Genomic DNA, 26274 nt, shown 5'->3' on the forward strand with positions numbered 1-26274 from the left:
GAGCGGTTCTGACGAACCGTTCCTGGTGAGCGGTACCCGGTAAGGTGCCGACGGGGTGTGGGGGTTGAGGTCCCGTAGCGCTCTCCGATGGCGATGAGAGCGCTCTCACGCCGTACGTCGGTGTCGGCGCGTGGCTCTGATGGTACGGACCGGAACCACCCTCGCCAATGGGGCCGACTTGTCCCTCAACCCGCTGTGATCAGCACTTACTTGAAGTCCCCGCGAGAACTCCGCATGTGCTTAAGCGCTTCTTAAGGGTTGCTTGAGCCGGGCCGGGCGGAGGGGCGCCGAGTGGGTGGAGAGCGCTCCCTGCCCGCCGTGGTGTCGGCGCCCCTCGGGACGAAGCCGCGTGAACCTCCTGGAACCGGCCGGAAGACGCGGTCGTGCGCGGCGCGGCGCGGGGTGCCGCCGGCCGCCCGCCCGGGGGTTCCGGCCTCCGGTGACCGGCTCGCGTCCGATTCAGAGCCGTACCTGCTGAATGCGTTCGCATTCTTCTATTGGATTTCCCGCGGTAGGGGGACCAGGCTGGAACCGCTTGCCAGACGTAGTGGGACGACATCCGGAAGAGGTCACGCATCCATGCACACTCGCCGTATCGGTGATGTCGAGGTCAGCGCGATCGGGCTGGGTGCCATGCCCATGTCGATCGAGGGGCGGCCGGACGAGGCGCGCTCCCTGGCCACCGTTCACGCCGCGCTGGACGCCGGCGTCACCCTGATCGACACCGCGGACGCCTACCACCGGGACGCCGGTGAGGTCGGCCACAACGAGACCCTGATCGCCAAGGCCCTCGCCTCCCACGACCGGGGCGGCGACGTCCTGGTCGCCACGAAGGGCGGCCATCTGCGTCCCGGCGACGGTAGTTGGACGCTGGACGGTAGCCCCCGGCACCTCAGGGAGGCATGCGAGGCGTCCCTGCGCCGGCTCGGCGTGGAGGCCATCGGGCTCTACCAGTTCCACCGGCCCGACCCCCGGATCCCGTACGCCGAGTCCATCGGCGCCGTCCGCGACCTGCTGGACGAGGGCAAGATCCGGATGGCCGGGATCTCCAACGCCGATCCGGAGCGGATCCGGCAGGCCCGGGACATCCTCGGCGGCCGGCTCGTCTCCGTGCAGAACCAGTTCTCGCCGGCCTTCCGCTCCAGCGAGCCCGAGCTGGAGCTGTGTGCCGAACTCGGCGTCGCGTTCCTGCCCTGGAGCCCCTTCGGGGGTATCACCCGTGCCGGTGGCCTGGGCTCGACGTACGCCCCGTTCGCGCGCGTCGCGCAGACGCACGGGGTGAGCCCGTACCGGGTGTGCCTGGCATGGATGCTGGCCAAGTCGCCGGTGGTCGTGCCGATCCCGGGGGCAAGCCGGCCGGAGTCCGTCCGCGACTCGGTCCGCGCCGCGGACCTGGTGCTGAGCGCAGAGGAGATCGAGGAACTGGACGCCGCCTGAGAGATCTCAGGCCGTGGACGCCGGTGCGGTCACGTGCAGGAGCCTGGTGTACTCCACCCCGGGTGAGGGGAAAGCGCTTTCTCCCCGCCCGGGACGGAGAGCGCGTTCGCCGCACAGCCGTAACCGGACCGCACCTGCCGTACCTGTCTTCAGGGGAGGACCACCGCCGATGACATCGTCGCCGGCAAGACCACTCGACCACCGCTACCGGGGCGAGCACCCGGTCCGCACCCTCGCCTATCTCCTCCGCGCCGACCGCGGCCGGCTCGCCGCCGCGGTCGGCGTCTTCACGGTCAAGCACAGTCCCGTCTGGCTGCTGCCGCTGATCACCGCATCCATCATCGACACCGTGGTGCAGCACCGGCCGATCTCGCAGCTCTGGACCAGCACCGGCGTCATCATGTTCATCCTGCTGGTCAACTACCCGCTGCACCTGCTCTACGTGCGCCTGCTGTACGGCAGCGTCCGCCGCATGGGCACCGCCCTGCGCTCCGCGCTGTGCACGCGGATGCAGCAGCTCTCCATCGGTTACCACTCCCGCGTGAGCGCCGGTGTGCTCCAGGCCAAGGTCGTGCGGGACGTGGAGACCGTCGAACAGATGGTGCAGCAGACCGCGGAGACGGGGCTCGGCGCGACCACCGTACTCATCGGCGGACTGGTCATCATCGCCCTGCGCACGCCCGAGTTCCTGCCCGTCTTCCTGGTCGTCGTGCCCGCCGCCGCACTGCTCGTGGCCCGGCTGCGGTCCCGGCTGCGGACCCACAACGAGCACTTCCGGCACGAGGTGGAGACCCTGTCGTCCCGGGTGACGGAGATGACCCGGCTCATCCCGGTCACCCGCGCCCACGGGCTGGAGGGCAAGGCCCTGCACCGGATGGACGGCACCCTGAACCGGCTGCTCACCTCCGGGATGCGCCTGGACCTGGTCAACGGCCGGTTCGGCTCGCTGGCCTGGGTGGTGCTCAACATGGTGGGCGTTCTCGTGCTGGCCGGCGCGGCGCTGGTCTCGTACTACGACGTCTGGGGCGTCACCGCCGGCGACATCGTGATGCTGAGCGCCTTCCTGACCACGCTCACCAACTCCACGACGACACTGGCGGGCCTGGCCCCGGTCATCACCAAGGGCCTCGAGTCCGTGCGCTCGGTCGGTGAGGTCCTCCAGGCGCCCGAACTGGAGGACAACGAGGGCAAGACGAGGGTCACCGCCCTGCGCGGCGCGGTCACGTTCGAGGACGTGGGCCACGCCTACGAGCGGGACGAGCGGCCCGCCGTACGAGACTTCACCCTCGACGTCGCCCCGGGCGAGACCGTGGCCTTCGTGGGCGCCTCGGGCGCGGGCAAGTCCACCGTGCTCAACCTCGTCACAGGCTTCATCCGTCCGACCTCGGGCCGCCTGCTCCTCGACGGCGCCGACATGAACGGCCTCGACCTGCGCACCTACCGGCGCTTCCTGTCGGTCGTGCCCCAGGAGTCGATCCTCTTCGACGGCACGATCAGGGAGAACGTCGCCTACGGCATGGACGACGCCGACGAGGAGTCGGTGCGGTCCGCGCTGCGCGACGCCAACGCGCTGGAGTTCGTCGACCGGCTGCCCCAGAGCCTGGACACCCTCGTCGGGGAGCGTGGCGCCCGCCTGTCCGGCGGCCAGCGCCAGCGCCTCGCCATCGCCCGCGCCCTGATCAGGGACCCCAAGGTGCTCGTCCTCGACGAGGCGACCTCGGCACTGGACACCCGCTCCGAGGCGCTGGTCCAGGAGGCGCTCGCCCGGCTGCTGCGCGGGCGGACCACCTTCGTCGTGGCACACCGGCTGTCCACCGTGCGCGGGGCCGACCGGATCGTGGTCATGGCGGACGGCCGGATCCAGGAGATCGGCACCCACGAGGAACTGCTGCGCAGGGGCGGGGCGTACACCGCCCTGCACAGCGGTCAGGCGGCCTGACGAGCTACCCCGAAGCACCCGGTTGCCGGTCATTCCGGTCAGGTGGCCACATGGGAGGAATGATTCCGCGCAATACGGGTAGGCGCAGCGACACACCGAGAGAGAGGCGCCTTCGTGCTGGTACCGGATCCGAAGACCGTCAGACGGCTGCTGACGCGTTACGCGACGCTGCGGATCGCGCAGGCGGAGCGGCACTCACCCGTCGCGGCGCGTGAGCTGGAGGACATCACGTACACGCTCTGCGTGATGACCGGAACGGCCGGCATCCGTGAGGCCGTCACCCGCGCGGACGCGCTGCTCGCCCAGGAGCGGACCGCGGCCGACGGCCGGACCACGGACCCGGACGGTGAGAACGGCCGCTGCCTGACCGTGTGACCGGCGGCTACGAGCCGGTGCCCGTGGTGGCGGGCCGCCCGACGGGCCGTCGGCTGTGGAACGCCGACCGGTACGCGTACGGCGTGGTGCCCACCACCTTGCGGAACCGCTCGCGGAACGCCGTGGGGGAGCCGAACCCGGACTGCTGGGCGACCCGCTCGACCGTGTAGTCGCTGTTCTCCAGCAGGTACTGGGCGCGCCGTACCCGAGCCCGTAGCAGCCACTGCACCGGCGTGGTGCCCGTCTGCTCGCGGAAACGGCGGCCGAAGGTGCGCTCGCTCATCCCGGCACGCGCCGCCATCGCCCCGAGGGTGACCTCGTGGGCCAGGCTGTCCTCGATCCACTCGAACAACGGCTCGAAGGTCGACCCGCGGGGCACGGGCGGGTGCTCGTGCACGATGAACTGGGCCTGTCCGCCTTCGCGTTCCAACGGCATGACGGACATCCGGGCCGTGTTCGCGGCCACCGCCGAACCGAGGTCCCGGCGGACCATGTGCAGGCACATGTCCAGCGCGGCGGCGGCACCGGCCGAGGTGAGGATCTGCCCGTTGTCGACGTAGAGCACGTCCGGCTGCACCTCGACACGTGGAAAGTCGCGGGCCAGCCGGTCCGCGGCCACCCAGTGTGTGGTGGCGCGCAGTCCGTCCAGCAGTCCCGCCTCCGCCAGCACGAACGCTCCCACGCACACCGAGGCGATCCGGGTGCCCGCCCCGGCCGCCCGGCGCAGCGCCGCGACGACGGCGGGGGAGAGCGGCGCGGCGCCGTCGGCGCGGCCCGGGACGATGATCGTGTCGGCGTCCGCCAGCGCCTCCAGTCCGCGGTCGACGCGCAGGGACAGCCCGCCGTCCGCCGCCACCTCGGGTGTCTCGGCGCACGGCCGCACTCGGTAGGCGGGCCGGCCGTCGGGCAGCCGGGTCCAGTCGAAGGTCTGCATGGGTGCCGCCATGTCGAACGGAATGACCCGGTCGAGCAGAAGAATCGCCACGGAGTGCATGAACGCCACGATAGGTGGATTCCCGCCACTCGTAAGAGCCGGGGCAGGGGTGGACGGTGGTGCGGGAAGCCGGAGGAAAGGCAGATGGATGCGGTTGGCGGGAATCCGTAGGAAGCTGTCGATCCAGCCCATGGGTGAAGGTCGAAAAGGCCCTTAGCGTGAGCTCTTCACCGCTGATCACGCCAAGGAAAGAGCCCCGGTGACCAAGTTCCTGCTGTCCCTGCACGTCCTCGCCGCCATCCTCGCCGTCGGTCCCGTGACCGTCGCGGCGAGCATGTTCCCGCCGGCCGCGCGCCGCGCCGTGCCCGGCGGGGGCGAGGGGCCCGTCGCGGCGGCGGTGACCACCGTCGAGGTGCTGCACCGCGTCTGCAGGGTCTACTCCCGCATCGGCATCGCGGTACCCGTGCTCGGGCTGGCCACCGCGCTCGCCATGGGGGTTCTGGGCGACGGCTGGCTCGTCACCTCCATCGCGCTCACGGCGGCGGCCGCGGCCGTCCTGATCGCCTTCGTGCTGCCCCGTCAGGACGAACTCGTCGAGCAGGTGGCCCAGCACCGGTCCGTCGACCGGCGGGCGACAGCGCGACTGGCCATGTTCACCGGTGTGTTCAACCTGCTGTGGGCGACGGTCACGGTTCTCATGATCGTCCGCCCCGGTTCGACCACGGGCGCCTGACCGGATCCGGCACCGCCCCGCGCTTCCTGCCCCGGGGCGCGGGGACTGTCCCTCGTGTACCGGTCTGCGTCAAGTCGTACGGGTGAATTCCCCCTGAAGGATGTCCGGGCGCCTACACTCGTCAGTCGCGTCCCCGTCCCGGGGCCGGCGAAGCAGAGAGGCACGTTGCAGGGTGTTCAAGGAATCCCCCATCTACGACCGACTCATCACGGAGCGCGGTGATGTGCCCGCCCAGGTCCGCAGCGAGGCCGAACGAGTGAACAGGGAACTGGAGCTGGTCATGGGCCCCCTGCAGTCCCCCGGGCACTCCCAGGGAGGCCTCGACCGTAGGCAGTCCCCGGGCAACGGCTGGCAGCGCACCGCCCTTCTGCCCGGCCCCAGGCCGCACTGATCCGGGTACCGCCCCGGAGGGCGGGCCCGTACCACCCCGCCCCCACGGGGTGACGGGTCCCTCAGCCTGCCGTGGTGGGCGCCCTGTCGGCCTCCACCGTCTCCTTGGGAACGGGCCGCGCCAGCCACTCGGCGACGGTACGCGCGATCGGCTGGCCCGTCTCCACCTCGACGAACCCGAACTGCCCCGACTGGTTGCACTCCAGGAACCACCACGTCCCATCGGCGTCCTCGACGAAGTCGAAGGCCCCGTAAGCCAGTTCGGCCTCGCGCAGATAGGCGAGCACGGAGTCGGCGATACGCGGCGGTACATCGACCGGCTCCCAGGGCGCCCCGGGCGGCGCGAAACGCACATCCACCTCCGTCGGCTCGGCGCCGGGGTCCGTGGCCTTGCGGGCGGCCAGCAGCCGCTCGCCCACGGCGGTGAGCCGGATGTCGGCGCGCTTCGCGATCCGCCGCTGGAGCAGTGTCGGCCCGAACGCCACGGCGGCGAAGTCGGCGTCCGGCGCCACCCTGCTGGTCGGCACGGCCCGCGGCGGATCCTGCGGATGAGAGCCGGAGACAGGTTTGACCACCAGGTCCGGAAACCGCTCCGCGAACTCCCGGGCGGCGCGCGGGAAGGAGGTGATCACCGTGGCCGGCACGGGCAGGCCGCAGCGCTGCGCCAGCCGGAGCTGCCACGGCTTGTGGCGTGCCTGCCGGGCCGCGTCCGGATGGTTCATCCAGCGGGCGTCCGAGCCGCGCAGCATCCCGTAGAGAGCTTGGGCGGCCTCCTCGGTCAGCCAGGGCGACGGCCGGACCGCCCGCCCGGCCGGGGTTCCCGGCCTGCGCACCCACACGGACCGCAACCCGCTGATGCTCACCAGCCGCCCCCCGGCGGAGAGATGGCCGCGAAAGCGGCCGTGCACGTATTCACCCGAGAGCGAGACGCCGGCGGTCAGATCGGCAGGGTCGAGGCGTACCACCGGAACTCCGGAGTCGTGCAGATGCACGACCACCATGTCGGCGGTCACATCCTCCTCGCAGGTGAGGATCAGTACGGTCATCGTCTGCGACACACAGTCAGTCGTCGAAATGGGTCTTGGAGCCCGCCGTGGACGTCGTGGTGCCCACCTCTCGCAACAGTGCGTGATCGCGGGCCGCCACTCGTCCGTCGGCGAGGACGTTCAACTGCAGTCCGGAGTTGTACACATACGGAGTGGTTACGGCCAACTCCGGTGCCGGACGTGCGTAGTTGAGCGCGAACGGTTGCATCGTCTCTCCCTCGTCGGTGCTGCGCCGACCAGGCGACGGCCCGCTGTGCACCGCTGCTTGGTCCGCCGACTTGTTTTGGCTTCCAGAGACTTATACGAATCGAACGGGTGGTTGGTTTCCTCACGGAGCGTAGTCACGCGCGGGTTCGCGATCCGGGCGCCGGGAGGTCGCTCCGGGTGAACCCGCGCCGAGGGATCCGCGCATGGAGCGCAGCGCGAGCAGCAGCACGCCGACGTCGTCCAGATACACCGGGTCGGGCAGCAGGTCGGTCGGCAGGACGAGATAGAGGACCGCGCCCCAGAACACCCAGCGCGGGCCCGTGGGCAGGCCGGCGCGCCGCAGCTCGCGCCGGGTGCGGACCAGTCGCACCATGACGGCCACGGCGCAGGCCAGCACGGCGGCCGCGGCGACGGCGGCCACCACGAGTACCACGGTGGTTGTGTCCACGGGCTGTCCTCCTCCAGAGGCGGCGAGACACCGCTCTCCCTGTCTGGATGCCCGGGAACGGCTCCGGTATGACACCCGGAGAGATCGGCGGAGTGGCACATGTCATACCAGTGGCCCAGCTGAGTGGCCGTGCCGGGCCGGGGCGCTTAGTAATGGTCCACGTAACGTCGCTCGTCGTACGTACGGGGGCGGGGAGCGGCCTGAGTCTTCATTCATGGAGCCGAGCATGACCACCTGCTCATCGACACCTCCGTCGGACACCTCGAGTCCCTCGAGCGACTCGACCGTCCCGACTGCCTCCGAGATATCCGGCGGAACGGACGTGGCCCTCCCGTCGGAGCCGCCACCGACGCCCCTTCCGGCCGCCGGGACGGTCTACGGCACCGGTGGGCCGCGTCCGGACGTGAACCCGGCGGAACTCCTACGCCACGAGGAGGAGTGGCATCGGCAGCAGTACGGCGATCCTGTGGGCGACCTGGTGTACGCGGCGGTGTCGGACCGCCCCCCGGACGAGGTCGCCGACCTCATCACGTCACTGGCCCGTTCACCCGAACACACTCGGGCCGTGGTCGACGCCCTGCGCGTCATCGGGGTGAGCCGCCCGGTGGAGGACGTGGCCCGTCTGGTCGCCCTGCTGACCCGGCCGCCCCGCGACGCCGACAGCGCGGACGAGGCGATCCGGGCCGCGGCGGCGCACCGTCCGGTGGAGGACGTGACCCGGCTGGTGGCACTGCTGCACAGCGAGCAGCTGGCACCCCATTGCCGTGAGGAGGCACTGCGGGCCGCCGCCTCCGGCCGTTCCGTCGAGGAACTGATCGAGCTGATAGACCGTCTGGCCGCGCAGCCCCCACCGGATCACCTCGACCGTGCCGCGCCCGAACCCTCCCGGTACGAGGACGAGCGCGGGGGCCGGACCGGTGCCGCGTACGGAACCCGGGAAGGGGCCGGGGACGCCGGCGGGGATGAGGACCGGCGCGGGGAAGAACACGGGGGCGTGCGGGACGACGAGCGCCGTGGGAGACCGGAGGCGGGTCTGCCACCCCTGCACCGCGGCCCCCGGGGCGCGGCGGCCCTGCACTCGAGGCGGCGGATCCGGCACCCCCGCCGGGTGCACGCACAGCCCGCCCGGTCCATGATCTGGTCGAGCTGGTCCGCCGCGGTGGCCCTCGCCGTGTGCGCGGTGGTCCACTTCCCGCTCCGGGACGACGGTTTTTCCCTGGTCCCGCACGTCCTCGCGGTCGGTCTGCCGGTGCTCTGCACGGCGCTGGCCCTGTTCCTGGTCGTACGCCCCGGCGTGCTCGTACTGGGGGCGGCGGTCGTGCTGCCGGCCGCCCTGGCCGGGGCCCACGCCTACGGCGGTACCTTCCCGTCCGCCGCCCTGTCCCGGGCCGCCGGCCTCGCACTCGCCCCGCAGTGGCTCGCCGGCGCGGCGGCCGTGGTCGCCGCGCTCCTGGCGCTGACGGCCCTGGTCGTCCGGGTGGCGTCCCCGTTCCCCGGCAGACACGGGACGGTGTGGCCGGCGCCCGGCACACCCCGGGCGCCGGACTGACCTCCGTACGGCCCGGGCGGTGTGCCGCCCCGACGGGCGGCCGGCCCTCACCTGTCCGGCCCTCACCTGTCCGGCGGATCGCGCCGGACAGGCCACCCTATGGACCGGAGGACGTCGACTGCGCGTCGGCGGCGGGCGGGACCCGGCGCTCCTCCTCGGCGCGCGACGGACGGCGTGCCCCGGGACCGAACCCCAGGCGCTCGAACGTGCGGGTCAGCCGCCGCATCGGGGACGGCGCCGGTGTGCCGGACGGCAGGGCCCGGACACCCGGGGTCCCGGTGGCCTCCCGGTACGCGGCCAGCGCCTCCTGGGCGCTCTCGGCGGCCTCCCGGTACAGGTCGCGGGACGTGGTCATGGCCTCCAGCGCCTCGGCGTACAGGGAGACCAGCCGGCGCTCGCGGGCGAGTTGCTCCGCCAGGTTCAGCAGGCGCCAGTCCTCCCGCAGCGCGGTCAGCGCCGCCTCGGCCCCGGCCGGCAGCGGACGCGGCAGGGCCGCGAACCGGGTCACCGCGTCGACGAGGCCGGCCGGCCGGGTGCCGTCCAGGAAGACCACGCGCACCGAGAACTCCCCGGCGTCATAGCCGTCCGGGACCGGGCTGCCGGGCAGAACCACCGCACCGCCGCGCGGCACCTCGACGCCACAGTCGCGCAGCGCCCAGTTCACGACCCGCAGCTGGTGCGGTGCGGCCCGGTGCTCCACCACACGGTGTCGCAGGCCCGGTGGCAGCCAGCGTGCGAGCGGCATCCGGCCGCGGTCGTCCGTGGTCATCGCCTCGTGGACGACGACGTGGATGTTCCACCTGTTCCCGTCCGCTTTTCGCGCGCAGTCGCGCATCAGCCGCCGTACGGCCTTGTCGTCCTCGGGGAGCGGACTGATCTCTCCCAGCCGCAGACCTGTGACCGCGTCGTGATTCCACTCCATGTCCGGCTCGTCCACGGGCCAGAACACGCCGGTGGGGGACGGCCACATGAGGTCCCACGGCTGTTCGGCCTCGGCGACCAGGACCTAGGGCCGGCCTCCGCCGGTACCGGGTCCGACACTCAGCCGGGCGCGTACGGTCACCGGGCCGTCGACCCGGACCCGGGCCTGGAACACCAGGTCCGGTGCGTCGTGCCGCGGCTTCGGCCCTGCCCCGGGCGGTTCTTCGGGCAGTTCCAGGAAGGAGTCGATGTCCCCGCTGCCCTTCAGCCGGTGCAGGGTGCGCCGGAGTACGTCGTGTGCGGAGGTCCCGGAGTACCGGCCGGCGGTCAGCCAGACGGAGGGCGGGACCATGGAGCGGGTTGTGCGTGAGACAGGCATGGGTCCAGGGGTGAACGGGGGCACGTGCTTCCTGCCATTGTCGTCGCTGGCGGACGGTGGGACCGACACGGGTGGAACGCCGGACGGCGTTTCTCGTTCCCGCCACCCGTGCGGCGGGCCCTCATATGGCACGTGTCACCCCCGTACGTGTCATCCCCATGTGCCATGTGCGCCTGTGCGCACGGGGTGTGCGGAGCGCACACATGGTGGAGGCCGTCACCCGTGGTCGCGGCGATGTCCGGTCACCACAATGGGTCCCCGCGAGCAGGGCCGGCCCACCATCCGCACAGGGGAAGGCCCTGCCCGCGCCCCGCCGCTCCGGGAGCCCCTCCCAGCGGTCGTGCCCGACCTCGAAAAGCGCCGACGGTACCAGCGTCGAAGGGCCCATGTCGCATATTCCAAAGGAAAACACCAAAGCCCACACCTCGGTCGAGCACACAGCGTAGCTTCGAGGTCACGTTCGCGGTACTGCCGTGTGATGGAGGGGGATCCGGCGTGCCCGGAATCGATGAGAGCCTGCTGGAAGCCATGCGACTGCCCGGTGCGCGAGGAGCGCTGGTGGTCGACTGGATCAGTGGACTCGCGCTCGGCGCGGTGGGCGAGGCACCGGGCGACGACCCGGAGGCCACGGCGGCGGAGACCGCCGAACTCGCCCGTCTCGCCATGGAGAGCGGCACACTCGCACCGGCCGGCGGTGCGGCGTCCGTCCTGTCCGGCAAGGAACCGCCCGTCCAGGACCTGATCCTCACCACCGTCGAGGCGTACCACCTGCTCCGGTTCGTGATCACGACCTTCGACAGCACCGTGTTCCTGTACCTGTGGCTCGACCGAGGCGAAGGCAACCTGGCCCTGGCCCGCATCCGGCTGGCCGAGATGGCGGACCGGCTGGTGCTCGGATGACCACCGTGGCAGCCACCGAGGGATCGGCGCCCGCCATGCTCGGCAGCCTCGCGGCCGACCGCGCCACCGGAGCCCTCTCCACCGAGTCCGGGGTCTTCTACCTGGCGGCGGGGCACATCGTCCACGTCGAATCCGCGTACAGCCCCGACCTCGGCGATCTGCTCACCGGCAGCGGCGCGCTCCCCGCCGACGGCTGGTGGGAGGCGGTCGAGCGGGCCGGTGCCCGCCACCGCGTCGGCCGCCAGCTCGTGGACAGCGGTCGGCTCACCGCCGGCGCGCTGGAGCTGTGCCACCTGGGCGCGCTCTTCGACGCCGCGTACTTCGCGCTCGCCCAGGACACCGCCGCGCTCCGCTTCAGACCCGAGGCCGCCCACTGGTTCGGCGCGGTCCGCCCCGTCCCGGTGGCCGGCGTGCTGCGCGAGTCGCGGCGCCGCCGTGACCTGCTGGACCGCATCTGGCCCGACCCCGCCGTCGACACCGCCCCGCTCACCCGCTTACCCGGTGCCGATCCGGCGGACCTGCCGCCGCGCCGCGGCCGGACCCTCGCCCGGGTCGACGGCGCCAGCACCGCCGCGCAGATCGCCTCGGCCCTCGCGTGCCGCACCTTCCACACCCTCGTCGAGCTGCGCCGCCTGGCCGCCGACGGACTGATCACCCCCGCACCGCCCCCGCCCGTCGTCTCCGCCGGTCCGGGCACCGGCGCATCCGGCGCTGCGTGGGACGAGCCCGACACGGCGCTGCTGCGACGGCTCCTGGATGCCTTGGAGGACCTGTGATCCGCGCGCGTCGACAGCGTGCCGAAAGGAGACTGCTCATGGCCGTCGAGACCGACGTGCTGGACGAACTGCGTCGGCTCCGTACCCGGATCCCCCGGCTGGCGGGGTCGCTCGCGGCCACCGTCGACGGACTCGTCCTCGCCCACGACGTGCCCGACACCGAGCCGGAGGGCCTGGCCGCGCTGACCGCCGCCGCGCTCGGGGTCGCGTACCGGATGACGGATGCCGCCGCCCGTGGCGAGTTCCGCGAACTGCTGGTGCGCGGCACCCGGGGATACGTGGCGACCTACGCGGCCGGAAGCACCGCGGTACTCACCCTGCTCGCCGACGACCGGGTCAACGTGGGCCGGCTGCATCTGGAGGGCCGGCGCAGCGGTGCGCGGATCGCGGAACTCATCGACACCCGTGTCGGTCCGGACGGTGGCAGGCACGCGGAGCGCGCGGCGCTCGACGTGCACGTCCCGTCGTCCCAGGACGCCGACCGCCGGATCGGCACCCTGCCGGTGCGCACCCCGCAGCGGCCGACACACCAGCCCCGGCCCCAGCCCGGCGGCTGAATCCAGGCTTTTCCCCTCGGCCGGCCCCCGTGACACCACCTGGTGGCCGACCGGAACAACCACCACGACCGAAAGGACACCTCTCATGGCCAACACCGAGACCTCGCTCAAGGACTGCCTCAGCTCCATCGACGGCGCCACGGCCGCCGCACTCGTCGACTACACCAGTGGCATGGCGCTCGGCACGATCGGCGGTGGCAAGAACTTCAACCTGGAGGTCGCCGCCGCGGGCAACACCGACGTCGTGCGCTCGAAACTGCGCACGATGGAACTTCTGGGGCTGAAGGAAGAGATCGACGACATCCTCATCACCCTGGGCACCCAGTACCACCTGATCCGCCCGATCAAGGGACGCGGCGGCAACGGGCTGTTCCTGTACCTGGTGCTGGACAGCGGCCGCTCCAACCTGGCGATGGCCCGCCACCAGCTGCGCCGGATCGAGAACGATCTGGAGGTCTGAGACAGGACCGTCGCGGCCCGGAGCGCTCCGGGCCGCGACGGTCCCGGCCGTGACGGGTGTGGGCCCCTCCCGCGCACTGCGCGGGAGGGGCCCACACCCGGTGTACGGCGCGGTCAGGCCGCTTCGGGGAGCCACAGATCGGGACCGAAGACCTCGTAGCTGATCCGCCGGGCGGGGACGCCCGCGCCCAGGAGCCGGCCGCGCGCCGTACGCATGAACGGCAGCGGGCCGCACAGATACACCGACGCGTCCGCCGGGACATCGATCCCGGCGAGGTCCATCAGGCCGCCGCGCGCCCCGGGCTCCTCGTCGCCCGGCCGCTCGTACCAGAAGACCGCGCGGGCATCCGGCAGCCGTTCCACCAGTGCCCGTACCTCGGTGCGCAGGGCGTGCTCCTCGGGCGAGGTGTCGGCGTGCAGCACCAGGACCCGGCGCGTCGAACCCGTCGCCGCGAGCCGGGCGAGCATGCCCACCATGGGCGTGCAGCCGATCCCGGCCGAGACCAGCACCAGCGGGGTGTCCGCCTCGTCGAGGGTCACGTCGCCGGCCGGCACGGACAGGGTGAGTTCGTCACCGGCGCGGGTGTGCGCGTGGAGCAGGTTGGAGACCTCGCCGTCCGGTTCCTCCGCGTTCCCGGCGACCCGCTTGACGGTGATGCGGCGGAGATCGCCGCCGGGGTCCGAGGACAGGCTGTACTGGCGCAGCTGGCGCACTCCGTCGGGCATCCGCAGCCGTACGCTCACGTACTGCCCGGCCCGTGCGCGCGGTGCCGGTTCGCCGTCGGCCGGGCGCAGCACGAACGACACGACATCGGCGGTCTCCTCACGCCGTTCGACGACCGTCCACCGCTGCCAGATCTCACCCGGCGCGACCCCGGCCTCCTGGTAGAGGCGAGCCTCCTGTCCGATGAGGGCGCCCGCCATCAGCCAGTACACCTCGTCCCAGGCCGCGGCCACCTCGGGGGTGACGGCATCGCCGAGGACCTCGGCTATCGCACCGAACAGGTACTTGTGCACGATCGTGTACTGGTCGTCGGTGACCCCGACCGCGATGTGTTTGTGCGCGATCCGTGCCAGCAGGGCGTCCGGCCGGGTGTCCGGGTCGGCGAGCAGCGCCTGCGCGAAACCGGCGATGGAACCGGCCAGCGCCCGGCGCTGGGCCCCGCTGGCCTGATTACCCCGGTTGAACATGCCGTCCAGGAGCTCGGGGCGGTCGCGGAACATCGCCCCGTAGAAACGTGCGGTGATCTCGTCGAGAGCTCCGGCCACGGCGGGAAGGGTGGCCCGGACCACTGCGGCGGATTCTTCGGACAGCATGAGGTCTCCCAACGACATGACGAAGTACGGAGGTTGGGCCGCCGTTCCGGACCGGCGGCACCTTCTGTATAGCAATCCGACGAGAGCGTTTCCGGCGGTAACCGCTGCTCGTGGGATGCTGCGGGCCCATCGGCCCGGAAGGAGAGGACCTTCGGTCCCGGGCGGCGCCCAGGGAATGGGGCCGGTCGGCTCGGCCCCAGGACTCATGGCGCGTTGTTCAGGGGCGGGGGCCTTTGCCCTCCGTGGGGCGGGCGGCGGCCGGGTCGAGCTCCGCAGGCAGGCGGGGGAGGAGTTCGAACGCACCGGTGAGCCGGGTGTGGTGGAGGACCCGCAGCAGACCGGGGCTGCGTGTGATCAGCCGCAGCCGCCCGCCGCAGGACAGGGCCCGCCGGCGCGCACGGCACAGCGCGCGCAGGCCCGAGCAGTCGATGAACGACACGGCGCGCAGATCGAGCACCAGGTCGGGAAAGGCGCCGGAGGTCAGTACGTCCAGGCGCTGCGACAGGACCGGCGCGGTGAGCAGGTCGAGTTCACCCCGCGGGGCGACGACCGTCGTTCCGGTGACCGTCCGCTCGGTCGGCTCCGCCGCGTGCCTGCCGTGTTTTTCGGACATACCGGCCAGTCAACCCGCACCACCGAGCCCGCCGGTAGGGCCGGGCGGCCCTACCGGCGGGCCACGGGCACCGAATGGCGCTACCGACCGGTAGGGCATCCGCGTACGGGCGCCGGGCAGGCACCGGAGGGGCGGCCCGGCGGCCCGGCGGTTCGCCACCGTCGGTACCGTGGACAGGAGCGACACCGCGGGGGATCGGTGTCGCTCCTGTCTCCGAGGATGGCCCAGCCGTCCGGCACGCTCCAGATGCCGATGGTCCCCGGTATCCGGACCGACCGGCCCTGCTCACGCCCCGCGATCTCCGGAGCCCGTCCGGAGCGGTGGCGGAGCCGGCCGGTCGAAGAGCGCGGGACCCCGGCGGAGAACAGGTGGCCCGGGAGGAATCAGGGCCGATCGGCCCTGGCCGTTCGGCCCTGGATCGAGAAGGATTCCGGTGAGGGACCTCCCGGCGGCCGGGAGCACCGGGACACGGCGTACGGCCCGGCACATGAGGACAAGGAGCGTCAGATGGCGGACAGCGAGAGGCCGGCACCCGACCGGCCCGTCCGGGTATTCCTGCTGGACGACCACGAGGTGGTCCGCCGCGGAGTGCACGACCTGCTGAACGACGAACCGGACATCACCGTCGTGGGTGAGGCCGCCACTGCCGAGCAGGCCCTGGTCCGCGTCCCCGCGCTCCGCCCCGACGTGGCGGTCCTCGACGTCCGTCTGCCCGACGGGGACGGGGTGACCGTGTGCCGCGAGCTGCGCTCGACGCTGCCGGATCTGGCCTGCCTGATGCTCACCTCGTTCGACGACGAGGAGGCCCTGCTGGACTCGATCATGGCGGGCGCCTCCGGTTACGTACTGAAGCAGATCCAGGGCTCGGACCTGGTCACGGCCGTGCGGACGGTCGCCTCCGGACAGTCCCTGCTCGACCCGAGCGCCACCACCCGCCTGATGGCCCGGCTGCGGCAGGAACAGGAGCCGGAGAAGGAGCAGGACGCCCTGCCCGGACTGACCGAACGCGAGCGGGAGATCCTCGCCCTGATCGGCGAGGGGCTGACCAACCGGCAGATCGGCCAGCGGCTGTATCTTGCGGAGAAGACGGTGAAGAACCACATCTCCCGGCTGCTGGCCAAGCTCGGGGTGGAACGCCGTATCCAGGCCGCAGTGATCGCCACCCAGGCGCAGGACCGGCTGCGGCGCACGGGCCGCTGACGCCCGGTTCGCCGACCGGTGGGAGAAGGCCGGGCCGCGCCCGTTAACGTGGACCTGCCGGGAACACGCTGCCGGTAGGGCGAGCAAACGGGAGGACCACGGGTGGAGAGCTCCGAGCGGGACGGGGATCCCCGTCCGCTGCTGCCGCAGATGCGGCTGGACGAGCTGCTGGAGGAGCTCCAGGCCCGGATCGACGCGGCCCGCGGCACGCGCGACCGGGTGCACAGCCTGCTGGAGGCCGTCCTCGAGGTGGGCCGCGAGCTGGACCTGAAGCAGGTCCTGCACAGCATCGTCGACGCCGCGGCGGTGCTGGTGGACGCCGAGTACGCCGCCCTCGGCGTGATCGGTCCCGACGGCAAGCGGCTGTCGGCCTTCCACACGGTCGGCGTCAGCGAGGAGGAGATCGCCCGCATCGGCCACTACCCCGAGGGCCACGGCATCCTCGGGGAGCTGATCCGGCACCCCCAGCCGCTGCGGCTGGCGAAGCTGTCAGGGCACCCCGCGTCTTTCGGCTTCCCGGCCCACCATCCGCCGATGAACAGTTTCCTCGGCGTCCCCATCCGGGTCCGCGACCAGATCTTCGGCAACCTGTACCTCACCGAGAAGCGTGCCGGAGCGCAGTTCGACGAGGAGGACGAGTCGGTCCTGTCGACCCTGGCCGTCGCCGCGGGCGTCGCCATCGACAACGCCCGGCTGTACGAGGAGTCCCGGCTGCGGGAGCGGTGGCTGCAGGCGAACACGGAAATCACCCATGCCCTGATGTCCGGCGGCGGCGGCAGCGAGGCCCTGCTGCTGATCGCCGAACGGGCCATGGAGATCACCGGCGCGGCACTCGCCGAGGTGGCGGTGCCGATGGAGGGCACCGCATCGCTGACCGTGGAACTCGCCCTGGGCCAGGAGGCGGAGGCCCACCGCGGACTCGTCGTCCCCGTCGACGACAGCCTGCTGGGCCGGGCGTTCACCGGCGCCGCCCCCGTCACCAGCCCGGACGTCTCCTGCGACGAGCGGGTGTCGTCCGGACCGCCGCGCTTCACCGGCCTCGGCCCGGCGGTGGCCGTGCCCGTGGGATCGGGGGACGGCGTACGGGGCATCGTCCTGCTGGTGCGCGCCGCAGGCGACGGCGAGTTCTCCGAGAAGGAGATCGAGCCGCTGCAGGGCTTCGCCGCGCAGGCCGCCGTGGCCATGGAACTGGCGGAGCGCCGCCGCGACGCCGAACAGATCGCGGTGCTCGAGGACCGCGACCGGATCGCCCGGGACCTGCACGACCTGGCGATCCAGCGGCTGTTCGCCACCGGGATGACGCTGCAGAGCGCCGGCCGTTTCATCGATCACAAGGAGGCCTCGGAGCGGGTCTCCCGGGCGGTGGACGACCTGGACGAGACCATCAAGATCATCAGATCGACCATTTTCGGCCTGCGCGCCCACGACACCGCCTCCGGGACCGGACTGCGGGCCCGCGCCGTGCGGCTGGTCGGCGAGACGGCCCCCGTGCTGGGCTTCGCGCCCAGCGTGCGGATGGAGGGCCTGGTCGACACCCATGTACCGAAGGAGACCGCCGACCATCTGGTGGCCGTCCTGTCCGAGGCCCTGACCAACATCGCCCGGCACGCGCGTGCCGACCGGGTCGAGGTGGCCCTCGAGACCGACGGCCGCGAGGTGCGGCTGACCGTCGCCGACAACGGAGTGGGCATCCCGGAGGGCGGCCGCCGCAGCGGACTGCGCAACATGGCCGAACGCGCCGCGCAGCTGGGCGGCGGCCTGGAGATCGACAGCGCCCCGGACCGTGGCACCACCCTGGTGTGGCGCGTGCCCGTGCGGGAGGGCCAGGGCCTGGCCGGCGGATCAAGCCGGGGGTGACTGGCGGTATCTGTCCAGCCGGGGCGAGCGGGGCGTGCGAGCCCTGTTCATGGGGGTCCCTCTGCGCATGGGGTCCCCCTGTTCGAGAGGAGCCGAGAGCTCGGGGGAGCGTTCAGCTGCAAGGCGGGGAGGGCGCCGACGCGATGGGGCTTCCCCGCTCCGGGGGCACCTCCCAGCGGTGGCCGGGGGAGAAGCCGGGAGTTCGGGGGAGTCGGCAACCGACAACAATGCCGCTGAGGGCCCCCTGCTCGACGAGCTCGAGGGGGAGAGGATGCCGGCCCCCGCGTCTGCGGCATGATCCGCAGGACAGGCTCCGGGGCCTCTCTCGTTCGGATCACGCCGGGCTGGCGGGCCCGGTACCGCACCTCACCGCGTTGCCGTCGGCCCCGGGCTCGGTCCGGTCCACCCGCACACGCGCTTCGCGCCGGTGATCCGGAGGTACGTCCGTCCGGTGTGTGTTCCCGTCCCGCACGGGGTACCCCGTGCGGGACCACCGGAATCCTCCGCTGGGTCTCCTGGGGAAGGAGCGCCGACGTGACCGGCTGGACCTGGGAGTACGAGGGATACGACCCCGCCGAGGTGCGCCTTCGGGAGTCGCTGTGCACGCTCGGCAACGGCTTCTTCGCCACCCGGGGGGCGCTGCCGGAATGCGTCGCCGACGACGTGCACTACCCGGGAACGTACGCGGCCGGCTGCTACGACCGGCTCATCTCCGAGGTGGCCGGGAGGCGGATCGAGAACGAGGACCTCGTCAACCTGCCCAACTGGCTGCCCCTGCGGTTCCGGATGCCCGGCGGGCCGTGGCTCACCCCCGACACGGTGACCGTGCTCGACCACCGCGAGACCCTCCGGATCTCCTCGGGACTGCTGGAGCGGCTGACCCGGTACGACCTGGGCGAGGGCCGGGTGCTGAGGGTGCGTCAGGAACGGCTGGTGCATATGGGCGACCCTCACCTGGCCGCGCTGCGCACCGAGTTCACGGCCGAGGGGCACTACCCCGGCGCACTCGAGGTCGAGGCGGCCCTCGACGGCGGTGTCACCAACGCGGGGGTGGCCCGCTACCGGGACCTGGACGGCCGGCATCTGACCCATGCGCACAGCGGCAGCGCGGGACCGGACACCGTGTGGCTGCACTGCCGCACCCGTACCTCCGACATCCGGATCGCCCTCGCGTCCCGGCTCCTCTCCGAGGCGCCCGTCACCTTCCGCAAGGAGAACCCGCGGGCCGTCCAGCTGACCCGGCTGCACCTGACCGCGGGCCGCACGGCGACCGTGGACAAGATCGTCGCGCTGTACACCTCGCGCGATCCGGCCATCAGTGACCCCCTGCACGCGGCCGTCGACCGGGTGGGCCGCGTCGCCCGCTTCGCGGAGCTGCTGGAATCCCACCGGACGGCCTGGGGCCAGCTGTGGCGCCGGGGCGAACTGGATGTGCCCGGGGAGGCCGGCACCATCCTGCGCCTGCACCTCTTCCACGTGCTGCAGACCCTCTCCCCGCACACCGCCGACCTGGACGTCGGGGTGCCGGCCCGGGGACTGCACGGCGAGGCCTACCGCGGGCATGTCTTCTGGGACGAACTGTTCGTGCTGCCCTACCTCAACCTGCACTTCCCCGAGGTCTCCCGGGCCCTGCTGTACTACCGGTACCGACGCCTCGACCGGGCCCGCACCGCCGCCGGGGACGCGGGCCGCCGAGGGGCCATGTTTCCCTGGCAGAGCGGCAGCGACGGCCGGGAGGAGGCCCAGCATCTCCACCTCAACCCGCGGTCGGGCCACTGGCTGCCCGATCACTCCCGCCTCCAGCACCATGTGGGATCGGCGATCGCGTACAACGTGTGGCAGTACTGCGAGGCCACCGGTGACACCGAGTTCCTGCACACCAAGGGCGCCGAACTGCTGCTGCAGATCTCCCGCTTCTGGTCGGACGCCGCAGCCTACGATCCGCTCCTGGGCCGGTACCGGATCAAGGGCGTGATGGGCCCCGACGAGTACCACGACGCCTACCCCGACGCCACCGAGCCCGGACTGGACGACAACGCCTACACCAACGTCACCGCGGCCTGGGTGCTCTCCCACACCCTCGACGTGCTGCGCACCCTGCCCGAGCCCCGGCGGCGGGAACTCGACGAACGCACCGGCCTGGACCGGAGCGAACTCGAGAAGTGGGAGGAGGTCTCCCGCACCCTGCACGTACCGTTCCACGACGGTGTCATCAGCCAGTTCGAGGGATACGGAAAGCTCGCCGAGCTCGACTGGCGGGAATACCGGCGGCGCTACGAGGACATCCGGCGCCTGGACCGGATCCTGGAGGGTGAGGGCGACACCGTCAACCGCTACCGGGCCTCGAAGCAGGCGGACGTCCTGATGCTCGGGTATCTGTTCTCCCCGGCCGAACTCCAGGGTCTCTTCAGTCGGCTGGGGTACGAGCTGGACGAGGCGACCTGGCGGCTGACGGTGGACCACTACCTGCACCGCACCAGCCACGGGTCCACGCTCAGCGGCCTCGTCCACGGCTGGGTGCTGGCCCGCGACCGGCGTGCCGAGGCCTGGACGTTCTGCCAGGAGGCCCTGCGCGGGGACATCGCCGACGTCCAGGGCGGCACCACCGGCGAGGGCATCCACCTCGGTGCCATGGCCGGCACGCTCGACCTGGTCCAGCGAGGACTGCCCGGCCTGGAGACGCGCGACGGCGGCCTGCGACTGGACCCGGTGCCCCTGCCGGAGCTGTCCTCCTACGGTTTCACCCTGCGCTACCGAGGCCATTGGGGCGTCCGGCTGCGGCTGGAACGCGGACGTCTGGAGATCGCCGTACCGTCGTCGGGACCCGGGCCCGTCGACGTCCGCCTCCCGGACCATACGGCCCGCCTCCAGCCGGGGGAGACGGGCCATCTGCCCCTGCCGGACTGACGGCCCGGCAGGGAGAGCGGTCACTTGTGGAACGATATGTACCCGTTGCCGTCCCGGTCGGAGCCGCGCTTGGTGTACGCGTGCACGTCGGCGCGGCTGCCCGTGGGCTTGACGAGGTAGATCGTGTCCTTGTCGTTGTTCCAGATGAAGTTGCAGTTGTTGCGGTAGACGACGTTGTTCTTGTCGGAGTCGGTGCCCTTGCCGCCGCGCAGCTTCACGTAGTCACGGGGCTGGAGGTAGTGGTTGGTTCTGAAGACGAACCGGTTGCCGACGGCGTCCTTGACGACATACCCCTTGAGGTTCACGGTCTTCGTCGACGAGTAGTTCTTGATCGTCAGGTACTCGTGGCGGGTGTTGCCCGTGGAGCATTTGTTGGAGTCGGGCCCCGGAGCGTCGTACTGGACGCCGCGGACCTTGAGCGCGGAACTGTACTCCGCGGCGTGTGCCGGGACGGCCGTCAATGCGGCCAGGGCCCCCACGACGGCGGTGGTGGCGACGGCAGCGGTGCGCATACGCATGAACTCATCCCCCTGCATGACCCTTGCGTGAGGATCATGTGATTATCTGGTGAAGAACCGGATAGTACACAACCCTGTTCGTGCTCACACCGACCGGGGCCCACGGACCGGACGGGCCTCACGGCCCTTGTGGACGTAGCGGGTCCTGCGGACACGACGGGTCCTGCGGACATGACGGAGCGCCCGCCCGGTCCGTGAGGACCGAACGGGCGCTCCGTGGTACGTCGTTGCGACCGCTGTCAGTTCACGCGCCGCTCTCCCGCAGCATGTCCTCGCGCTCGACGAGCTTCACGCGCTCGCGTCCCTGGGGCTCGCCCAGCGCCTTCTCCGCCGCGTCCAGCTTGTGCCAGCCGTCCCAGGTGGTGTAGCGGACGGAGTGCTCGGCGAGGAACGCGTCCACGGCCTCGGGCTCGGGCGTCGCGGGGGTCTGCAGCCGCCCGTTCGTGAAGTCGTCCAGCAGGTTCGACACCGTCTCGTTGGCGTCGCCCTTGGTGTGTCCGATCAGGCCGATGGGGCCGCGCCGGATCCAGCCGGTGACGTACGTGGACGTCAGGTGCTCGCCGTTCTCCTGGATGACCCGGCCGCCCTCGTCGGGCACGGTGCCGGAGTCGATGTCCCAGGGCAGCTTGGGGAGTTTGTCGGAGAGGTAGCCCACCGCGCGGTAGACCGCGGTGACGTCCCAGTCCTTGAACTCGCCGGTGCCCTTGACGTTGCCGGTGCCGTCGAGCTCGGTGCGCTCGGTACGCAGGCCGGACACCTTGCCGTCCTCACCGAAGATCTCCGACGGAGACTCGAAGAAGTGCAGGAACAACTTGTGCGGGCGGTCGCCGACATCGCGGATCGCCCACTTCTCCAGCGTCTTCGCGACCATGTCGGCCTGCTTGTTGCCGCGCCGGGTGGCGATCGAACCCTCGTCGTAGTCGATGTCCTCGGGGTCGACGACGACCTCGATGCTGGGGGAGTGGTCCAGCTCCCGCAGCTCCATCGGGCTGAACTTCGCCTGCGCCGGGCCGCGGCGGCCGAAGACGTGGATCTCCCGCGCCTTGTTGGCCAGCAGGCCCTCGTGGACGTTCGGCGGGATCTCCGTCGGCAGCAGTTCCTCCGCCGTCTTGGCGAGGATGCGCGCGACATCGAGGGCTACGTTGCCGACCCCCAGCACGGCGACCTTCTCCGCATCCAGCGGCCAGGTGCGCGGCACGTCCGGGTGCCCGTCGTACCAGGAGACGAAGTCGGCGGCGCCGTAGGAACCGTCGAGATCGATGCCCGGGAGGGAGGACATCGACCGGTCGGCGGTCGCGCCGGTGGCGAAGATCACGGCGTCGTAGAACGCGCGCAGGTCGTCGAGGTGGATGTCGGTGCCGTAGTCCACGTTGCCGAACAGCCGGATCTGCGGCTTGTCGAGCACTTGGTGCAGGGCCGTGATGATGCCCTTGATCCGCGGGTGGTCGGGAGCGACGCCGTAACGGATCAGACCGAACGGTGCCGGCATGCGCTCGAAGATGTCGATCGAGACACCCGGGTCGGCGGCAGTGTCGGACTTGAGCAGGGCGTCGGCGGCGTAGATCCCGGCGGGGCCGGATCCCACGACGGCTACCCGCAGGGGGCGGGGCATGGTCAGGTTCCCTTCGAGCGATGACAAGAGCCTCATCGGGAATCTTAAACTAAGGCATACCTAACCTGGTACGCGGGTCCGGTCTATGGACCCATAAGCGGACCTTATGACTTCACGCGCGGATCCCCGGGCAGCCCCCGTGGGTCACGGGATGAGCTGCTCAGACCAGATGATCTTACCGGTCGGCAGATACCTGGTGCCCCACCGCTCCGACATCTGCGCCACCAGGAACAGGCCGCGCCCGCCCTCGTCGTTCATGGTCGCGTACCGCAGATGGGGCGAGGTGCTGCTGCTGTCGAGGACCTCGCAGATCAGATTGCGGTCGCGCAGCATCCGTACCTCGATGGGACCGCCGCCGTAGCGGATCGCGTTGGTGACCAGCTCGCTCAGGATCAGCTCCGTGGTGAAGGTCAGCTCGTCCAGGCCCCAGTCGGACAGCTTCCGTGCGATCGTGGCACGCACCTCGGCGACCGCCGCCGGGTCGGACGGCACCGGCCACCGGGCGATCCGGTCCTCGGCGAGCGCCCGCGTACGCGCCACGAGCAGGGCGATGTCGTCCCGCGCTCTGGCCGGACGCCGGGACTCCAGCACGGCCCGGCAGGTGTCCTCGGGGGATTCCCCGGCCCGGGAGAGCGCCTCGCGCAGCAGTTCCAGACCGACGTCGATGTCGTGGGCGCGGTCCTCGACGAGTCCGTCCGTGTACAGGACCAGCCGGCTGCCCTCCGCCAGCTCCAGCTCGGCCGTCTCGAACGGCAGCCCGCCCAGCCCCAGGGGCGGGCCGGCGGGCACCTCCGCGTACTCCACGGTGCCGTCCGGACGGATCAGCGCGGGCGGCGGATGGCCCGCCCGGGCGACGGTGCAGCGCCGGGTGACCGGATCGTAGACGGCGTACAGACAGGTCGCCCCGGTCACCGGGGCGCTGTGCTCGTCCTCCGTCTCGTCCTGGTCGATGCGGCCGACCAGCTCGTCCAGCAGCCCCAGCAATTCGTCGGGCGGCAGGTCGAGCGCCGAGAAGTTGTGCACCGCCGTGCGCAGCCGCCCCATGGTGGCCGCCGCGTGCAGCCCGTGCCCGACGACGTCGCCGACCACGAGCGCGACCCGCGCACCGGACAGTGGCAGGACGTCGAACCAGTCGCCGCCGACCCCGGCCTGCGCGGGCAGATACCGGTAGGCGATCTCCAGGGCACTCTGCTCGGGCAGGCTGCGCGGCAGCAGACTGCGCTGGAGCGTCACCGCCATGCTGTGCTCGCGCGTGTACCGGCGGGCATTGTCGATGGACACCGCGGCCCGCGCGACCAGCTCCTCCGCCAGGGCCAGCTCCTCCTCGTCGAACGGCTCGGGCCTCTCGGCACGCCAGAAGCTGACCACACCCAGCACCAGGGAACCGGCCCGCAGCGGTACGGTGATCAGCGAGTGGATGCCGTACGCCACGATCTGCCCGGAGCGTTCCAGGTCCTGTGCCCGCCACCCCGGGGCCTCGCTCAGCCGGGGCTCGACGAGCGACCGTCCGGAGGCCAGGCTGCGGCCCTGCGGGGACGATGCGACGAACCGGGTCTGGGTGCCCACCGGGTACAGCGGGGCGTCCTTGTGGATGCCGGCCGACGCCGTGCGGCGCACCGACCCCGTCACGTCCGGCTCACCGCCGGCCAGCACCGTCTCGAACAGGTCCACCGTGGTGAAGTCCGCGAACCGAGGTACGGCCAGTTCCGTCAGTTCCTCGGCCGTGCGGGCCACGTCCAGGCTGGTCCCGATGCCCACACCGGCGTCGTAGAGCATGTCGAGCCGCTCCCGCGCGGTCTCGGCCCGGCCGGAGAGGGCGCGTAGTTCGGTGGAGTCGCGGACCGTGGCGACGCTGCCGGGCGGGCCCCCGGCGCGGTCGGTGGAACGCTGGTTGACCGCCAGCAGCCGGTCACCGACCCGGTGCACCTCGTCCGTGGCGACCCGCCCCGAGGAGAGGAGGGCGGCGGTGGCGGGGTCGAGGGAGAGGTCGAGCACATCGCGGCCCTCCGCGTCCTCGGGCAGGCCGAGCAGCCGGTGCGCCTCGTCGTTGGCGAGGAGCAGGGTGCCGTCGTCGTCGACGATGACCACGCCTTCCCGCACCGCGTGCAGCACCGCGTCGTGGTGCTCGTACATGCGGGTCATCTCGTGCGGCCCCAGACCGTGGGTCTGGCGCAGCAGGCGTCTGCTGATCAGGGCCGCGCCGGTGGTGGCCAGTACGAGCGCGGCGGCCCCCGCGGCCAGGACCAGCGGCAACTGCTCCTCGGCGACGCCGCCGACGTTCTCGGTCGTGATGCCGGCCGACACGAGACCCACCACCACGCCGTCGGGGTTGTTCACCGGCACCACGGCCTGGACCAGCGGGCCGAGGGTGCCGGTGATCTCCTCGGTCACCGGCCGGCCGGCCAGCGCGGGCTGGAGGGTGCCGACGAACTTCTTGCCGATCCGGTCCGTCCTGGGGTGCGTGTAACGGATGCCGTCGGTGTTCATGACGACGACGAAGTCGACCTCGGCCTGTTTGCGGATGGCCTCCGCGCGCGGCTGGAGGAGAAGGGTGGGATCGGGGGACTCGAGCGCCTCGACGATGCCCGGCGAGTGGGCCAGGGTCTCGGCCACGGCGAGGGAACGACTGCGGGCCTCCAGCGTGCTGTCGTGCCGTACTTGCAGCACCAGCGCGACCACGGCGGACACGACCAGCAGCAGCACGATCACGACATGCAGGATGAAGACCCGTCCGGCGACGCTGCGTGCGCTCAGCAAGGACCGGAGCCACTCCGGTGGTCGCCACCGCGCGCCACCGCCTCCCTGCCGCTGCTGACGTACGGATGCCGTGGTGCTGGGCCGCTGGGGCGACCGGGCCGGGGATCGACCCATCAGTCGGACCATGTGCCGAGCTTACCTACAGGCCGGAACCGCGCGCCTTCGGCCGGACGGGGACGGCGAGGCCGGGAAACGAGCGGGCCGCACAGGAGCGGCCGCCGCGGCTCTTCGAGGCGGGGAGCGCCGGGCGGCGGACTCTCGAGGTGGTCAGGGTGGTCGAATCGCCCGTCGTCTCCCACCTGAAGTACCGCTTCGTGAAGCAGCGCGGAACGGATCGCTTCCTGGTACGGGCTGCTTCACGAACGCGGTCCCTACGGACCGCGCGACCGGTGGTGCGTTACCGGTCGCGCGGTCCGCTCCCCGTGCCACGGGCCCCTTCGGCG

At 71.7% G+C, this 26274-nt stretch carries 24 protein-coding genes; 13 read left to right on the forward strand and 11 right to left on the reverse strand.

Annotated elements, in window-relative coordinates:
- The first annotated feature begins 579 nt into the window (after positions 1–579).
- From V4Y04_RS35940 to V4Y04_RS35950, 3 genes are all read left to right on the forward strand, one after another.
- Positions 580–1437: an aldo/keto reductase gene (locus V4Y04_RS35940; RefSeq protein ID WP_332432459.1), complete on the forward strand. Its 858-nt coding sequence runs from the start codon at positions 580–582 to the stop codon at positions 1435–1437.
- A 169-nt stretch (positions 1438–1606) separates the two neighbouring features.
- The gene (locus V4Y04_RS35945; RefSeq protein WP_332432460.1) at positions 1607–3376 is read left to right on the forward strand and encodes an ABC transporter ATP-binding protein; all 1770 of its coding nucleotides are present in this window, start codon (positions 1607–1609) and stop codon (positions 3374–3376) included.
- Between the two features lie 114 nt (positions 3377–3490).
- Complete coding sequence (locus tag V4Y04_RS35950) at positions 3491–3751, forward strand: DUF5133 domain-containing protein (RefSeq protein WP_332432461.1); 261 nt, start codon at positions 3491–3493, stop codon at positions 3749–3751.
- Positions 3752–3758: 7 nt separating this feature from the next.
- Here the strand turns inward: V4Y04_RS35950 and V4Y04_RS35955 are convergent, their stop codons facing one another.
- Entirely contained in the window at positions 3759–4745 is a 987-nt protein-coding gene (locus tag V4Y04_RS35955; RefSeq protein WP_332432462.1) for a GlxA family transcriptional regulator, read from the reverse strand.
- A gap of 199 nt (positions 4746–4944) precedes the next feature.
- Here V4Y04_RS35955 and V4Y04_RS35960 point away from each other — a divergent pair, with 199 nt between their 5' ends.
- On the forward strand, positions 4945–5418 hold the full coding sequence (locus V4Y04_RS35960; protein ID WP_332432463.1) for a hypothetical protein: 474 nt from the start codon (positions 4945–4947) through the stop codon (positions 5416–5418).
- A gap of 172 nt (positions 5419–5590) precedes the next feature.
- Entirely contained in the window at positions 5591–5809 is a 219-nt protein-coding gene (locus tag V4Y04_RS35965; RefSeq protein WP_332432464.1) for a hypothetical protein, read from the forward strand.
- A gap of 61 nt (positions 5810–5870) precedes the next feature.
- Here the strand turns inward: V4Y04_RS35965 and tgmB are convergent, their stop codons facing one another.
- The 3 genes from tgmB to V4Y04_RS35980 form a co-directional block, all read right to left on the reverse strand.
- Positions 5871–6854 carry an ATP-grasp ribosomal peptide maturase gene (gene tgmB / locus V4Y04_RS35970; RefSeq protein WP_332433129.1) on the reverse strand — a complete coding sequence of 328 codons (984 nt, stop codon included), beginning with the start codon at positions 6852–6854 and terminating at the stop codon, positions 5871–5873.
- Positions 6855–6870: 16 nt separating this feature from the next.
- Positions 6871–7062, reverse strand: coding sequence for a putative ATP-grasp-modified RiPP (gene tgmA / locus V4Y04_RS35975; RefSeq protein ID WP_332432465.1), 192 nt, complete (start codon positions 7060–7062; stop codon positions 6871–6873).
- A gap of 120 nt (positions 7063–7182) precedes the next feature.
- On the reverse strand, positions 7183–7509 hold the full coding sequence (locus V4Y04_RS35980; RefSeq protein WP_332432466.1) for a YkvA family protein: 327 nt from the start codon (positions 7507–7509) through the stop codon (positions 7183–7185).
- A gap of 322 nt (positions 7510–7831) precedes the next feature.
- Here V4Y04_RS35980 and V4Y04_RS35985 point away from each other — a divergent pair, with 322 nt between their 5' ends.
- Complete coding sequence (locus tag V4Y04_RS35985) at positions 7832–9058, forward strand: hypothetical protein (protein WP_332432467.1); 1227 nt, start codon at positions 7832–7834, stop codon at positions 9056–9058.
- Between the two features lie 97 nt (positions 9059–9155).
- Here the strand turns inward: V4Y04_RS35985 and V4Y04_RS35990 are convergent, their stop codons facing one another.
- Entirely contained in the window at positions 9156–9980 is an 825-nt protein-coding gene (locus V4Y04_RS35990; RefSeq protein ID WP_443080145.1) for a hypothetical protein, read from the reverse strand.
- A gap of 84 nt (positions 9981–10064) precedes the next feature.
- Positions 10065–10331 carry a hypothetical protein gene (locus tag V4Y04_RS37970; RefSeq protein ID WP_443080146.1) on the reverse strand — a complete coding sequence of 89 codons (267 nt, stop codon included), beginning with the start codon at positions 10329–10331 and terminating at the stop codon, positions 10065–10067.
- Positions 10332–10853: 522 nt separating this feature from the next.
- Between V4Y04_RS37970 and V4Y04_RS35995 the strand changes: the two genes are divergently transcribed.
- The 4 genes from V4Y04_RS35995 (at position 10854) to V4Y04_RS36010 (ending at position 13051) form a co-directional block, all read left to right on the forward strand.
- Positions 10854–11258 (forward strand): hypothetical protein, encoded by a 405-nt coding sequence (locus V4Y04_RS35995; RefSeq protein WP_332432468.1) that lies wholly within the window; start codon positions 10854–10856, stop codon positions 11256–11258.
- Positions 11255–12034 (forward strand): hypothetical protein, encoded by a 780-nt coding sequence (locus V4Y04_RS36000; RefSeq protein ID WP_332432469.1) that lies wholly within the window; start codon positions 11255–11257, stop codon positions 12032–12034. Before V4Y04_RS35995 ends, V4Y04_RS36000 begins: the two co-directional genes overlap by 4 nt.
- A gap of 38 nt (positions 12035–12072) precedes the next feature.
- Positions 12073–12591 (forward strand): roadblock/LC7 domain-containing protein, encoded by a 519-nt coding sequence (locus V4Y04_RS36005; protein WP_332432470.1) that lies wholly within the window; start codon positions 12073–12075, stop codon positions 12589–12591.
- Positions 12592–12676: 85 nt separating this feature from the next.
- Positions 12677–13051, forward strand: a complete 375-nt coding sequence (locus V4Y04_RS36010) for a hypothetical protein (RefSeq protein WP_332432471.1) — start codon at positions 12677–12679, stop codon at positions 13049–13051.
- Between the two features lie 113 nt (positions 13052–13164).
- On the opposite strand, the gene V4Y04_RS36015 is transcribed toward V4Y04_RS36010, so the two are convergent.
- Both V4Y04_RS36015 and V4Y04_RS36020 read right to left on the reverse strand, forming a co-directional pair.
- Positions 13165–14367, reverse strand: coding sequence for a globin domain-containing protein (locus tag V4Y04_RS36015; RefSeq protein WP_332432472.1), 1203 nt, complete (start codon positions 14365–14367; stop codon positions 13165–13167).
- 217 nt (positions 14368–14584) lie between these two features.
- Positions 14585–14980: an STAS domain-containing protein gene (locus V4Y04_RS36020; protein WP_332432473.1), complete on the reverse strand. Its 396-nt coding sequence runs from the start codon at positions 14978–14980 to the stop codon at positions 14585–14587.
- A gap of 507 nt (positions 14981–15487) precedes the next feature.
- On the opposite strand from V4Y04_RS36020, the gene V4Y04_RS36025 reads away from it, so the two are divergent.
- The 3 genes from V4Y04_RS36025 (at position 15488) to V4Y04_RS36035 (ending at position 20944) form a co-directional block, all read left to right on the forward strand.
- Positions 15488–16180: a response regulator transcription factor gene (locus V4Y04_RS36025; RefSeq protein WP_332432474.1), complete on the forward strand. Its 693-nt coding sequence runs from the start codon at positions 15488–15490 to the stop codon at positions 16178–16180.
- A 150-nt stretch (positions 16181–16330) separates the two neighbouring features.
- Positions 16331–18037, forward strand: a complete 1707-nt coding sequence (locus V4Y04_RS36030; RefSeq protein ID WP_332433130.1) for a sensor histidine kinase — start codon at positions 16331–16333, stop codon at positions 18035–18037.
- A gap of 534 nt (positions 18038–18571) precedes the next feature.
- Positions 18572–20944 carry a glycoside hydrolase family 65 protein gene (locus V4Y04_RS36035; protein ID WP_332432475.1) on the forward strand — a complete coding sequence of 791 codons (2373 nt, stop codon included), beginning with the start codon at positions 18572–18574 and terminating at the stop codon, positions 20942–20944.
- A gap of 20 nt (positions 20945–20964) precedes the next feature.
- Here V4Y04_RS36035 and V4Y04_RS36040 read toward each other — a convergent pair whose 3' ends face one another.
- The 3 genes from V4Y04_RS36040 to V4Y04_RS36050 form a co-directional block, all read right to left on the reverse strand.
- Complete coding sequence (locus V4Y04_RS36040; RefSeq protein ID WP_332432476.1) at positions 20965–21462, reverse strand: lamin tail domain-containing protein; 498 nt, start codon at positions 21460–21462, stop codon at positions 20965–20967.
- A 244-nt stretch (positions 21463–21706) separates the two neighbouring features.
- Complete coding sequence (locus tag V4Y04_RS36045) at positions 21707–23074, reverse strand: FAD-dependent oxidoreductase (protein WP_332432477.1); 1368 nt, start codon at positions 23072–23074, stop codon at positions 21707–21709.
- A 144-nt stretch (positions 23075–23218) separates the two neighbouring features.
- Positions 23219–25945 carry a SpoIIE family protein phosphatase gene (locus V4Y04_RS36050; RefSeq protein ID WP_443080224.1) on the reverse strand — a complete coding sequence of 909 codons (2727 nt, stop codon included), beginning with the start codon at positions 25943–25945 and terminating at the stop codon, positions 23219–23221.
- Between the last annotated feature and the right edge of the window lie 329 nt (positions 25946–26274).

The organism is Streptomyces sp. P9-A2 (assembly GCF_036634175.1).
GTDB classification, from domain to species: Bacteria; Actinomycetota; Actinomycetes; order Streptomycetales; family Streptomycetaceae; genus Streptomyces; species Streptomyces pratens.

Excerpts from the sequence above, each read along its gene's own strand:
- V4Y04_RS35940 (WP_332432459.1), top strand. The coding sequence starts at position 580 with ATGCACACTCGCCGTATCGGTGATGTCGAGGTCAGCGCGATCGGGCTG.
- V4Y04_RS36040 (WP_332432476.1), bottom strand. The coding sequence starts at position 21,462 with ATGCGTATGCGCACCGCTGCCGTCGCCACCACCGCCGTCGTGGGGGCC.
- V4Y04_RS36020 (WP_332432473.1), bottom strand. The coding sequence starts at position 14,980 with ATGTCCGAAAAACACGGCAGGCACGCGGCGGAGCCGACCGAGCGGACG.
- V4Y04_RS36000 (WP_332432469.1), top strand. The coding sequence starts at position 11,255 with ATGACCACCGTGGCAGCCACCGAGGGATCGGCGCCCGCCATGCTCGGC.
- tgmA (WP_332432465.1), bottom strand. The coding sequence starts at position 7,062 with ATGCAACCGTTCGCGCTCAACTACGCACGTCCGGCACCGGAGTTGGCC.
- V4Y04_RS36045 (WP_332432477.1), bottom strand. The coding sequence starts at position 23,074 with ATGCCCCGCCCCCTGCGGGTAGCCGTCGTGGGATCCGGCCCCGCCGGG.
- V4Y04_RS36010 (WP_332432471.1), top strand. The coding sequence starts at position 12,677 with ATGGCCAACACCGAGACCTCGCTCAAGGACTGCCTCAGCTCCATCGAC.
- tgmB (WP_332433129.1), bottom strand. The coding sequence starts at position 6,854 with ATGACCGTACTGATCCTCACCTGCGAGGAGGATGTGACCGCCGACATG.
- V4Y04_RS36050 (WP_443080224.1), bottom strand. The coding sequence starts at position 25,945 with ATGGGTCGATCCCCGGCCCGGTCGCCCCAGCGGCCCAGCACCACGGCA.
- V4Y04_RS36005 (WP_332432470.1), top strand. The coding sequence starts at position 12,073 with ATGGCCGTCGAGACCGACGTGCTGGACGAACTGCGTCGGCTCCGTACC.
- V4Y04_RS35955 (WP_332432462.1), bottom strand. The coding sequence starts at position 4,745 with ATGCACTCCGTGGCGATTCTTCTGCTCGACCGGGTCATTCCGTTCGAC.
- V4Y04_RS36025 (WP_332432474.1), top strand. The coding sequence starts at position 15,488 with ATGGCGGACAGCGAGAGGCCGGCACCCGACCGGCCCGTCCGGGTATTC.
- V4Y04_RS36030 (WP_332433130.1), top strand. The coding sequence starts at position 16,331 with ATGCGGCTGGACGAGCTGCTGGAGGAGCTCCAGGCCCGGATCGACGCG.
- V4Y04_RS35990 (WP_443080145.1), bottom strand. The coding sequence starts at position 9,980 with ATGGAGTGGAATCACGACGCGGTCACAGGTCTGCGGCTGGGAGAGATC.
- V4Y04_RS35945 (WP_332432460.1), top strand. The coding sequence starts at position 1,607 with ATGACATCGTCGCCGGCAAGACCACTCGACCACCGCTACCGGGGCGAG.
- V4Y04_RS36015 (WP_332432472.1), bottom strand. The coding sequence starts at position 14,367 with ATGCTGTCCGAAGAATCCGCCGCAGTGGTCCGGGCCACCCTTCCCGCC.
- V4Y04_RS37970 (WP_443080146.1), bottom strand. The coding sequence starts at position 10,331 with ATGGTCCCGCCCTCCGTCTGGCTGACCGCCGGCCGGTACTCCGGGACC.